Origin of the sequence: Streptomyces bacillaris, from assembly GCF_003268675.1 — a bacterium.
Classification (GTDB): Bacteria; Actinomycetota; Actinomycetes; order Streptomycetales; family Streptomycetaceae; genus Streptomyces; species Streptomyces bacillaris.
This window is the reverse complement of sequence record NZ_CP029378.1, coordinates 2984571-2996187: the sequence shown is the minus strand read 5'-3', so window position 1 is coordinate 2996187 and position 11617 is coordinate 2984571. Positions and strand designations below refer to the sequence as shown.

The following is an 11617-nucleotide window of genomic DNA, read 5'->3' as shown; positions in this document are numbered from 1 at the left end:
CGGCCCGCGCTCGTCGCCGTACTCCCGTTGCTCACCTCCCGTGGCTCACCCTCCGACCGTGAAGTCCGCCGCCTCCGGTACGAACGTCCGGCCGCCGTCCTTCGCCGAGGCCAGGACCGCCACGTGCCAGGCGCCCTTCGGGGAGTCGGCGGCCTCGGCGGCGGTGATCCTCACGGTGTAGGTGCAGCGCGCGGCCCCGGCGCCGGACGGCTCGCAGGTGGCGGGCTCCACGTAGGTCATCTCGTCGGCCTTCGGGGCGGGCGCCAGGTTCGCGGGCCAGGCCAGCACCTTCAGGCCCCGGACGCCGGAGGCGTCGGTGACGCGGGCGGTGAAGGTGAGCGAGCCGTCCTTGCCGGAGGCGGGCGCGGCGTACGCGACGGAGGCCTGCGTCGCCTCGGGGCCCGTGCTCCCCGTCTCGTCGGCGAAGGCGTAGGCGCCGGCGCCCACGAGCAGGGCGGCACCGGCGAGGGCGGAGACGGTGACGACGCGCTTCGACAAGAGGTTCCTCCGTGGTGGTCCGGGTGGCGCCGGTGTGGTGGCGCTGAGCCCATGGTGGTGCGGGAGGGGCGCCCGGGGCGTGAGTAGAAGTGCTCATTCGTCGTACTCAGCAGTCCATATGACCCCTGTGACGGTGTGTCCGGTCGGGCCGGAGGGGCCGCCGGAGGGATCGGGGAGGGGCCGTCGGAGGAATCATGGCCGGAATCCTTATCTTGACCCGTCCATGACATGACTCCATCCTGTGCCCGTCGCACAGCTCCACCCCCCCACCCCGACGGACTCAGGAGACTGCCAGCATGCGACGTGCCGACGCACGGAAAGCCAAGCCCAGGGTGAGGCGGAACGCCGCCCTCGCCGTCCTGCTCGCTCTCGCCCTCGCGGCCCCGGCGACCGCTGTCGCCACCGCCGAGACCTCCGCCCCGAACGCGGCCGTCGCCGCGGACGAGCGGACGCTCCAGTACGAGATCACCGGCCGCACCACCCCCGCCGCCCGGACCGAGATCGCCCGCGCGGGCGTCTCGATCGACGAGGTGCACGACCACGGTGTGGTGATCACCGCGGACGCCGCCCAGGCCAAGAAGTTGCGGGCCAAGGGCCATGTCCTGGAGGCGCTGCCCGCACCCGACGCGCATGATCACGGGTCGTCGGAGGGCATCGGCGCGCTCGACTTCCCGCCCGCCGACTCCCGCTACCACAACTACGCCGAGATGACGGCGGCCATCGACGCCCGGATCGCCGCCAACCCCTCGATCATGAGCAAGCGCGTGATCGGGAGGACCTACCAGGGCCGTGACATCGTCGCCATCAAGATCAGCGACAACGTGGCCACCGACGAGGCCGAGCCCGAGGTCCTCTTCACCGCCCACCAGCACGCCCGCGAGCACCTGACCGTCGAGATGGCGCTCTACCTGCTCCGCGAGTTCGCCCAGGGGTACGGCTCCGACCCCCGGATCACCCAGGCCGTCAACGGGCGCGAGCTGTGGATCATCCCGGACATGAACCCGGACGGCGGCGAGTACGACATCGCGACCGGTTCGTACCGAAGCTGGCGCAAGAACCGGCAGCCCAACTCCGGCTCCAGCGCGGTCGGCACCGACCTCAACCGCAACTGGGCCTTCAAGTGGGGCTGCTGCGGCGGCTCGTCCACCAGCCCGTCCTCGCAGACGTACCGCGGTACGGGCCCCGAGTCCGCGCCCGAGACCAAGGTCGTCGCGGACTTCGTGCGCAGCCGGGTGGTCGGCGGGAAGCAGCAGATCACGGCGGCCATCGACTTCCACACCTACAGCGAGCTGGTGCTCTGGCCGTACGGCTACACCTACGCCGACACGGCCCCCGGCATGACGGCCGACGACCGCAACGCGTTCGCCGCGGTGGGCCGCAAGATGGCGGCCAGCAACGGCTACACCGCCGAGCAGTCCAGCGACCTCTACATCACCGACGGCTCGATCGACGACTGGCTGTGGGGCTCGCAGCGCATCTTCGGCTACACCTTCGAGATGTACCCGCGCTCGTCCTCCGGCGGCGGCTTCTACCCGCCCGACGAGGTCATCGAGCGCGAGACCTCCCGCAACCGGGACGCGGTGCTCCAGCTGATCGAGAACGCCGACTGCATGTACCGGTCGATCGGCAAGGAGGCGCAGTACTGCACGTGATCCGCCGGGAAGCGGAACAGCGCCGCGGGTCCGACGGCATGACATGCCGTCGGACCCGCACCGCTCTGTCACCGGGGCGCCTCCGGCCTTAGGGTGCCGCTATGTGCGGAATCGTGGGTTATGTCGGTGGGCAGTCGGCGCAGGACGTCGTCGTCGCAGGACTCAAGCGCCTCGAATACCGGGGCTACGACTCGGCGGGTGTCGCCGTGCTCGCGGACGGCGGGCTCGCCGCCGCGAAGAAGGCGGGCAAGCTCGTCAATCTGGAGAAGGAGCTGGGGGACCGGCCGCTGCCGGCCGGGCGGACCGGGATCGGGCACACGCGGTGGGCGACGCACGGGGCGCCCACCGACGTCAACGCCCACCCCCACCTGGACAACGCGGGCCGGGTCGCCGTCGTCCACAACGGGATCATCGAGAACTTCGCGGCCCTGCGGCGCGAGCTGACCGGGCGCGGCCACACCCTGGAGTCCGAGACGGACACCGAGGTCGTCGCGCATCTGCTGGCCGAGGCGTTCTCGGCGGGCGGGGACCTCGCGGAAGCCATGCGGCAGGTGTGCCGGCGGCTGGAAGGGGCCTTCACCCTCGTCGCCGTCCACGCCGACCAGCCGGACGTCGTGGTCGGCGCCCGGCGCAACTCCCCGCTCGTCGTGGGCGTGGGGCAGGACGAGTGGTTCCTCGCCTCCGACGTCGCCGCCTTCATCGCCCACACCCGCTCCGCGATCGAGCTGGGCCAGGACCAGGTCGTCGAGCTGAGCCGCGAGGGCGTCACCGTCACCGGGTTCGACGGGGCACCGGCGGACGTGCGCGAGTACCACGTCGACTGGGACGCCTCCGCCGCCGAGAAGGGCGGCTACGCCTCCTTCATGCTCAAGGAGATCGCCGACCAGCCCCAGGCCGTCGCCGACACCCTCCTCGGCCGGGTCGACGGCGAGGGGTCGCTGACCCTGGACGAGGTGCGCATCCCCGACGCCGAACTCCGCGAGGTCGACAAGGTCGTCATCGTCGCCTGCGGCACGGCCTTCCACGCCGGGATGATCGCCAAGTACGCCATCGAGCACTGGACCCGGCTGCCCTGCGAGACCGAGCTGGCCAGCGAGTTCCGCTACCGCGACCCGATCCTCGACCAGCGCACCCTGGTCATCGCCATCTCCCAGTCCGGCGAGACCATGGACACCCTGATGGCCCTGCGCCACGCCCGCGAACAGGGTGCGAAGGTCCTCGCCATCTGCAACACCAACGGCTCGACGATCCCCCGGGAATCCGACGCCGTCCTCTACACCCACGCCGGGCCGGAGGTCGCCGTCGCCTCCACCAAGGCCTTCCTCACCCAGCTCGTCGCCTGCTACCTGGTCGCCCTCTACCTCGGCCAGCTGCGCGGCACCAAGTGGGGCGACGAGATCCGTACGGTGGTGCGCCAGCTCTCCGCGATCTCCGCCGAGGTGGAGAGCGTCCTCACCACCATGGAGCCCGTCCGCGCGCTGGCCCGCTCCCTCGCCCACCACGACACCGTCCTCTTCCTCGGCCGCCACGTCGGCTACCCGGTCGCCCTCGAAGGCGCGCTCAAGCTCAAGGAACTCGCCTACATGCACGCGGAGGGGTTCGCGGCCGGGGAGCTGAAGCACGGGCCCATCGCCCTCATCGAGGAGGGCCTGCCCGTCGTCGTCATCGTCCCCTCCCCGCGCGGGCGTTCGGTCCTCCACGACAAGATCGTCTCCAACATCCAGGAGATCCGGGCCCGGGGCGCGCTCACCGTCGTCGTCGCCGAGGAGGGCGACGAGGCCGTCGTCCCGTACGCCGACCACCTCATCACCGTCCCCGCAACGCCTACGCTTCTTCAGCCGCTGGTCGCCACCGTGCCGCTCCAGGTCTTCGCCTGCGAGCTGGCGACGGCCCGCGGCAACGAAGTGGACCAGCCGCGCAATCTGGCGAAGTCCGTGACCGTGGAGTGAGCCGGGGCACGCGCCCCGGGTGATGGGGATGGCGAGGGTGGGTTCGTGATCATCGGAGTCGGGATCGACGTGGCCGAGATCGAGCGGTTCGGCGCCGCGCTGGAGCGTACGCCCCAGCTGGCCGACCGGCTCTTCGTCGAGAGCGAGCTGACACTCCCCAGCGGCGAGCGGCGCGGCATCGCCTCGCTCGCCGCCCGCTTCGCCGCGAAGGAGGCCCTCGCCAAGGCGCTCGGCGCGCCCGGCGGGCTGCTCTGGAGCGACGCGGAGGTCTGGGTCGAGGAGAGCGGGCAGCCCCGCCTGCGGGTGACCGGCACGGTCGCCGCCCGCGCGGCCGAACTGGGCGTCCGCGGCTGGCACGTCTCGCTCAGCCATGACGCGGGGGTGGCGTCGGCGGTGGTGATCGCGGAGGGGTGAGGGGGCGCCTTCGCACCCCTGCGGGGCGCGTCTGCCTCCGGACGGGGCCCGGTCGGCCCCGTCCGTCGGCCGCTGGTCCTGCGGCGTGGCGGCCGCCGGTGTGACCGGCCGCTGGACCTGTGAGGGTGGCGACCGGCCTCGCAGGGCGGGTTCGCTTCCGTGGGGGCTACTCCCGTGGGGTGGTCCCGCTTCCGTGGGTGCGGGTCCGCGGAGGGGCCCTCGGGTGCGGGGCGGAGGCCTCAGGGCCCGGTGGCCCCGGCCGGCCCTGACCGCTGGCCCGGTTGGCCCGGCCGGCTCCGTTGGGCGCCGGTCGGCCCGGTGGCCCCGGTCGGCGTGTGCCGCTCGCCCCGTGGGGGTGGCGTCCGTTGGTGTGATCGCCCAGGGTTGGTCCCATGCGACGTGCCTACAGCGTGGAGACCGTACGGGCCGCCGAGGCCGCCCTCATGAAGCGGGTGCCGGAAGGTGCCCTGATGCAGCGGGCCGCCGCCGGGCTCGCCGCCGCCTGCGGCGATCTGCTCCGGCGCACCGGCCGGGTGTACGGGTCCCGGGTCCTGCTCCTGGTCGGCGGCGGCGACAACGGGGGCGACGCCCTGTACGCCGGTGCGCGGCTCGCCCGCCGGGGCGCCGGGGTGCGCGCCCTCCTCCTCTCGCCCGACCGGGCGCACGCGGGCGGCCTCGCCGCGCTGCTGGCCGCCGGGGGACAGGTGGCCGACGGGCCGGACGACATCGACGGCACCCTGGACCTCGTCGTGGACGGCATCACCGGCATCGGCGGGCGCGGCGGGCTCCGCGACGACGCGGTCGCCCTGCTGCGGGCGGTGCTCCGGGACCGGGACCGCACCCCCGTCGTCGCCGTCGACCTGCCCAGCGGCGTCGAGGCCGACAGCGGGGAGGTGCACGGCGAGGCCGTCCGCGCCGACGCGACCGTCACCTTCGGCACGTACAAGCCGGGCCTCCTGATCGACCCGGCCGCCGAACACGCGGGCGCCCTGCGGCTGGTGGACATCGGGCTCGGGCCGGAGCTGCCGGAGCCGCCGGACCTGGAGGCGCTCCAGTACGCGGACGTGGCGGCGCTGCTCCCGGTGCCGGGGGCCGGGAGCGACAAGTACAGCCGGGGCGTCGTCGGCGTCGTCGCCGGGTCCGAGCGCTACCCGGGCGCGGCGGTCCTGGCGGTCGCGGGCGCGCTGCGCGGCGGGGCGGGGGCCGTGCGGTACGTGGGGCCCGGCGCGGACGCGGTGATCGCCCGCTTCCCGGAGACCCTGGTGCACGCCGGGCCGCCGTCGAAGGCCGGCCGCGTCCAGGCGTGGGTGCTCGGGCCCGGCCTCGGGGACGGCCGGTGGGCGGAGGAGGCGGCCGCCGACGTGCTGGCCGCCGACGTCCCCGTACTCGTCGACGCCGACGGGCTGCGGCTGCTGGAGCCCGAGACCGTACGCCACCGGACCGCCGCCACCGTCCTGACCCCGCACGCCGGGGAGGCCGCCGCCCTGCTCGGCGTGGCGCGCGAGGAGGTGGAGGCCGGGCGGCTCGCCGCCGTACGGGAACTGGCCGCCCGCTACCGCGCCACCGTCCTCCTCAAGGGCTCCACGACCCTGGTGGCCGAGGCCCGGGACACCCCCGTGCGGGTCAACCCGACCGGGACCGGCTGGCTGGCCACGGCGGGCAGCGGCGATGTGCTCTCCGGGCTGACCGGGTCGCTGCTGGCGGCCGGGCTCGCCCCGCGCGACGCCGCCTCCGTCGGCGCCTACCTCCACGGACTCGCCGCCTGGCACGGCTCCGACGGCGGCCCGCTCTCCGCCCAGGACGTGGCGGACGCCCTCCCGGCGGCCTGGCGCGACGTGCGGGCGGGGTGAGGCAGGGCACGCGCGTGAGGCAGGGCGTGCGGGAGAGGCAGAGAGAGCGCGGGGGAGGTGTGTGACTCGCGGGCGGGGTGCGCGGGGGCGAAGGTGGAGGTCCCGGCAGGACCAGGAAAGGGGCCGGCACGGTGAGCGGCAGCGAACCCGTACGCGTACGCAGGGTCTACGACCCGCCCGAGGACGGCGACGGCACCCGCGTCCTCGTCGACCGGCTCTGGCCGCGCGGAGTCTCCAAGGAGCGCGCCGCCATCGACGTGTGGCTGAAGGACATCACCCCCTCGGACGAGCTGCGCTCCTGGTACCACCAGGACCGGTCCGGCGCCCGGCACGACGCATTCGTCGAGCGCTACCGCACCGAGCTGGACGACCCGGCCCACACCGAGGCCGTCGAACGGCTGGTGGGGCTGGTGCGCGAGGGCGGCCCGGTCACGCTGATCACCGCCGTCAAGGACGTGGCCGACAGCCATGTGCCCGTTCTCGTCGACCACCTCAAGCATGTGATGAAACGTACATAGGTGTGGATACCGGCGTGCGGTACCGGGGAGGGGACCGGCGCCTCTGAGACACTGGGCGCGATGAACGAGACCGCGTCCCTGAGAGCCCGTGCCGAGATCGACCTCGCCGCGCTGCGCGCCAACGTGCGTGCCCTGCGCGAGCGTGCGGCCGGGGCGCAGCTCATGGCCGTGGTGAAGTCCGACGGGTACGGGCACGGGGCCGTGCCGTGCGCGCGGGCCGCGCGGGAGGCCGGGGCCACCTGGCTCGGCACCGCCACCCCGCACGAGGCCCTCGCCCTGCGGGCCGCCGGTCTGGACGGCCGGATCATGTGCTGGCTCTGGACGCCGGGCGGTCCCTGGCGCGAGGCGATCGAGGCCGACATCGACGTGTCGGTGAGTGCCTTGTGGTCGTTGCGCGAGGCCGTCGCGGGGGCCGCTGCCGCCGGTCGCCCGGCCCGCGTCCAGCTCAAGGCCGACACCGGGCTCGGGCGGGCCGGCTGCCAGCCCGCCGACTGGCCGGAACTCGTCGCCGAGGCCCGCGCCGCCGAGCGGACGGGCGCCATCCGGATCACCGGCCTCTGGTCCCACCTCGCCTGCGCCGACGAGCCGGGCCACCCCTCCGTCGCCGCCCAGCTCTCCGCGTTCCGGGACATGGTCGCGTACGCCGAGAAGGAGGGCGTCGACCCCGAGGTGCGCCACCTCGCCAACTCCCCTGCCACGCTGACGCTCCCCGAGACCCACTTCGATCTCGTACGGACCGGCATCGCGATGTACGGCATCTCGCCCGCCCCCGAGCTGGGCACCCCCGCCGAGCTGGGGCTCCGCCCGGTGATGACCCTCGCCGCCGCCGTGGCCCTGGTGAAGGACGTCCCCGCCGGTCACGGCGTCAGCTACGGCCACCACTACGCCACCGCCGACGAGACGACGCTCGGCCTGATCCCCGTCGGCTACGCGGACGGCATCCCGCGCCACGCGTCGGGCCGGGGTCCCGTCCTGGTCGGCGGCCGGGTCCGTACGGCGGCGGGCCGCGTCGCCATGGACCAGTTCGTCGTCGACCTCGGTGGCGACCGCCCCGAACCGGGCGCGGAGGCACTGCTCTTCGGCCCGGGCGACCGGGGCGAGCCGAGCGTGGAGGACTGGGCGGTGGCCGCCGACACGATCGGATACGAGATCGTCACCCGGATCGGGACGCGGGTCCCGAGGGTGTACGTGAACGAGTCGACCGGGGCCGTGGACGAGTCGGCCGGGACGGCGGGGCACGGGGACGGGGTGGCGGCGGCCGGGACCGTGAGCGGGGTGGCCGCGACCGTGCGCGGCACGGCGAGCGAGGCCGCGAGCAGGACGGCCGGAACCGTGGGCGGGACGGCCGAGCGCGTGAACGGCACGGCGTTCGCGACCACAGCCGGGACGGCCGGTTACGTGAACGGGACGGCAGCCGCCGGGGCCGGGAGCGAGGCTGCCGAGCACGTGAACGGCACGGCGTCCCCGACCACGGCCGGGACGGCCGGTTACGTGAACGGGACGGCAGCCGCCGGGGCCGGGAGCGAGGCTGCCGACCACGTGAACGGCACGGCGTCCCCGACCACGGCCGGGACGGCCGGCCACATGAGCGGCGGCGCGGCAGCCGGGCCCGCGCACGGAACGGCCCGCACCGCGCCCACGACCGCAGACCCGACCCGAGCGGAGGCCCGGCGCGGTGAGTGACAGCAGCGCGGGGGCGGCGGGGGACGTCGTGGCGGCGGCCGCGAGCACGGCGGCCGGGTGGCGGCGGGCGGGTGTCGCCGGGGCCGCCATAGGGGTGCTCGCCGCGGGTGCGGCCGCCGGGGTCGCCGTGGAGCGGCTCACCGTCGGGCGCGGGATGCGCAAGAAGGCCCGCCTCGCGCTGGACGCCACCGGACCGTACGGCTCCCTGCGCGGCACCCCGGGCCGGGCGATCGCCGACGACGGGACCGAGCTGTACTACGAGGTCGACGAGGTCCAGCCCGCGCAGCCGGAAGGCGGGACCGGTGCCGGCTCCGGTGGCAGCCGCCGCCGTCGGCTCTTCGGGCGCAAGGCCCCCGCCCCCGTCACCGTCGTCTTCAGCCACGGCTACTGCCTCGGCCAGGACTCCTGGCACTTCCAGCGCGCCGCCCTGCGCGGCCTCGTCCGCACCGTCCACTGGGACCAGCGCAGCCACGGCCACTCCGAGCGCGGCCGGGCCCAGGCGGACGGGGTGGCGCTCGGCATCGATCAGCTCGGCCGCGATCTGAAGGCCGTCATCGACGCGGCGGTTCCCGAGGGGCGGATCGTGCTCGTCGGCCACTCCATGGGCGGCATGACGGTGATGGCGCTGGCCGACCAGTACCCGGACCTCATCCGCGACCGGGTCGCCGCCGTCGCGTTCGTCGGCACCTCCAGCGGCAGGCTGGGCGAGGTGAACTTCGGGCTGCCCGTGGCGGGTGTGCGGGCGGTGCGCCGGGTGCTGCCGGGGGTGCTGCGGGCGCTGGGGACACAGGCGGAGCTGGTGGAGAAGGGGCGCCGGGCCACGGCCGACCTCTTCGCGGGGCTGATCAAGCGGTATTCGTTCAGCTCGCGGGACGTGGACCCGGCGGTCGCCCGGTTCGCGGAGCGGCTGATCGAGTCGACCCCGATCGATGTGGTGGCCGAGTTCTACCCGGCCTTCACCGAGCACGACAAGAGCGGTGCGCTGCCCGTCTTCCGGGATCTGCCGGTGCTGATCCTGGCGGGGGAGAAGGATCTGGTCACCCCCAGCTCGCACAGCGAGGCCATCGCGGACGTGCTGCCGGACGCCGAGCTGATCCTGGTCCCGGACGCCGGGCACCTGGTGATGCTGGAGCACCCGGAGACGGTCACCGACCGGCTGGCCGACCTGCTCGTACGCGCCGGAGCGGTGGCTGCCGCTAACGTTGGCGAGCATGGAAGCACCGCACAGCAGCCCGGCCGTCGATAGCACCGGGACGCCCGTCCCCGGCACCGGAACGCCCGGAACCGGACCGTCCGTCCCCGGCACCGGAACCTCCGTCACCGGCACCGGAACCTCCGTCACCGGCACCGGAACCTCCGTCACCGGCACCGGAACCTCCGTCACCGGCACCGGGACGGCCGTCACCGTCACGCTCACCGTCGAGTCCCCCGAACAGATGCAGGACCTGGGCCGCCGCCTCGCCCGGGTCCTCGCCCCCGGCGACCTGGTGATGCTCACGGGCGAGCTGGGCGCCGGGAAGACGACGCTGACCCGCGGGCTCGGGGAGGGCCTCGGCGTGCGGGGGGCGGTCACCTCGCCCACCTTCGTCATCGCCCGCGTCCACCCCTCGCTGGTCCAGGGACCCGCCCTCGTCCACGTGGACGCGTACCGCCTGGGCGGCGGGCTCGACGAGATGGAGGACCTGGACCTCGACGTCTCGCTGCCGGAGTCGGTGGTGGTCGTGGAGTGGGGCGACGGCAAGGTCGAGGAGCTGTCCGAGGACCGGCTCCGCGTGCTCATCGACCGCGCCACCGGCGACACGGACGACGAGCGGCGCGAGGTGACCCTGATGGGCATCGGCCCGCGCTGGGCGGGGCTGCGGGACGAGCTGGCGTAACGCCCGCTCCTGCGCGGAGGTCGCTTTCCCGACGGGCTGTCGGTAAATTGTTGCGTACGGGACCGTGGTCGTGGTCACATGGGTACGAGACCTGGTTAGGTCTGCCTAACCACGACCTCCACCGGAACCCCAGGAGGCATCCATGCCGACGCCCGAGCGCGCGGAGCGGCCGCCCCGGCAGCAGCCGACGCCGTCCGACCTGTCGATGAAGGACCTGCTGGCCTCGTGCGCCGCGGCCACCGCGGTCTCCACCCCGCCGCCGAGCGAGCCCGAGGCGGCGGCCGGCGGAACGGACGGGGACGCGGAGACCGGTCACGGGAGCGCCGTGCGCCGCCGGGCCGCGTAAGGACCGGGCAGCCCCGCCGCGCAGGGGCAGGGCATCCTCCACGGGACCACGCCTTACGGAGCCGTGCCTCGCGGGGCCGTGGCGGTCCTACGGGACCACGACCACCTTGGCGCCGACCGTCGCGAACGTCCACATCGCGTTGCCGTCCGCCCGCTTCATCCGGACACCACCGGTCTTCGACGTCGGGTCCGGGGGCTCCATCGACCCGTCCTGCGCCGCGCTGAAGCCGATCGCGACGTCGTCGACGTTGGCGAAGCGCACCACGTGCTCGATGGGCACGCCGTCCGAGCCCCGGACCGTGCCCGAGCGCGAGGTGACCTGGTAGACGTCGGGCGGCGGGCTGACGGGGCTCGGCATCACCGTGAACGTACGGAGCGATGTGCCGTCGGCGTCCACCAGCCAGACCCGCCGGTCCTTCAGCGCGTAGACGACGCGCTCACCGGTGCCCGAGTCCGCCGGGACCGCCAGGGCGTCCTTGGTGGGCTTCGGCTTCGCGGTGGGCTGGGCGGAGGCCGAGGCGGAGGCCGACGCCTTCGGCGTGGAGGAGGAGGACGCCACCGAATCGGGGGCGTTCGCCGATGCCTGGTAGGCGAGGACGCCGACCACGACGATCGCCGCCGCAGTGAGCCCGGCCACCATTCCCGAGCTTCCCCTTGACACCGTGAATCCCCTTTCGCCCGCCGCCTGCGGGAGTCGTACGACCGTTGCCGGACGGTTGCCGCGCCGACGTTGTCGTACAAGCTTTTACGTCGTACCCGCGGATACCCGGTGACGGTAGCAGCAGGCGGCGGGCGGGCCGGGACGCCGTACGGGCGCCGTACCGCCGTCGG

Annotated in this window: 10 protein-coding genes and 1 pseudogene; 9 read left to right on the top strand and 2 right to left on the bottom strand. The window is 74.3% G+C overall.

Features of this window, described 5'->3' with window-relative positions; all coding sequences use genetic code 11:
* Positions 1-45: 45 nt before the first annotated feature.
* On the bottom strand, positions 46-498 hold the full coding sequence (locus DJ476_RS12400; protein WP_112490521.1) for a DUF5707 domain-containing protein: 453 nt from the start codon (positions 496-498) through the stop codon (positions 46-48).
* Positions 499-794: 296 nt separating this feature from the next.
* On the opposite strand from DJ476_RS12400, the gene DJ476_RS12395 reads away from it, so the two are divergent.
* The 9 genes and pseudogenes from DJ476_RS12395 (at position 795) to DJ476_RS12350 (ending at position 10787) form a co-directional block, all read left to right on the top strand.
* A complete protein-coding gene (locus DJ476_RS12395; RefSeq protein ID WP_112490520.1) occupies positions 795-2150 on the top strand; it encodes a M14 family metallopeptidase in 1356 nt (451 codons plus the stop codon).
* 101 nt (positions 2151-2251) lie between these two features.
* Positions 2252-4099, top strand: coding sequence for a glutamine--fructose-6-phosphate transaminase (isomerizing) (glmS, locus tag DJ476_RS12390; protein ID WP_103416881.1), 1848 nt, complete (start codon positions 2252-2254; stop codon positions 4097-4099).
* A 45-nt stretch (positions 4100-4144) separates the two neighbouring features.
* A complete protein-coding gene (locus tag DJ476_RS12385) occupies positions 4145-4513 on the top strand; it encodes a holo-ACP synthase (protein ID WP_018490844.1) in 369 nt (122 codons plus the stop codon).
* 392 nt (positions 4514-4905) lie between these two features.
* The gene (locus DJ476_RS12375; protein ID WP_112490518.1) at positions 4906-6363 is read left to right on the top strand and encodes an NAD(P)H-hydrate dehydratase; all 1458 of its coding nucleotides are present in this window, start codon (positions 4906-4908) and stop codon (positions 6361-6363) included.
* 131 nt (positions 6364-6494) lie between these two features.
* Complete coding sequence (locus DJ476_RS12370; RefSeq protein ID WP_112490517.1) at positions 6495-6881, top strand: DUF488 domain-containing protein; 387 nt, start codon at positions 6495-6497, stop codon at positions 6879-6881.
* Positions 6882-6941: 60 nt separating this feature from the next.
* A pseudogene (gene alr, locus DJ476_RS12365) lies at positions 6942-8099 on the top strand (alanine racemase); the annotation flags it as partial.
* Between the two features lie 457 nt (positions 8100-8556).
* Positions 8557-9810, top strand: a complete 1254-nt coding sequence (locus DJ476_RS12360) for an alpha/beta fold hydrolase (protein WP_112490516.1) — start codon at positions 8557-8559, stop codon at positions 9808-9810.
* On the top strand, positions 9776-10441 hold the full coding sequence (gene tsaE / locus DJ476_RS12355; RefSeq protein ID WP_112490515.1) for a tRNA (adenosine(37)-N6)-threonylcarbamoyltransferase complex ATPase subunit type 1 TsaE: 666 nt from the start codon (positions 9776-9778) through the stop codon (positions 10439-10441). The genes DJ476_RS12360 and tsaE overlap by 35 nt, the downstream gene beginning before the upstream one ends.
* 142 nt (positions 10442-10583) lie before the next feature.
* The gene (locus DJ476_RS12350) at positions 10584-10787 is read left to right on the top strand and encodes a hypothetical protein (protein ID WP_070205376.1); all 204 of its coding nucleotides are present in this window, start codon (positions 10584-10586) and stop codon (positions 10785-10787) included.
* Between the two features lie 87 nt (positions 10788-10874).
* On the opposite strand, the gene DJ476_RS12345 is transcribed toward DJ476_RS12350, so the two are convergent.
* Positions 10875-11426, bottom strand: a complete 552-nt coding sequence (locus DJ476_RS12345) for a hypothetical protein (protein ID WP_103416886.1) — start codon at positions 11424-11426, stop codon at positions 10875-10877.
* Positions 11427-11617: the final 191 nt, after the last annotated feature.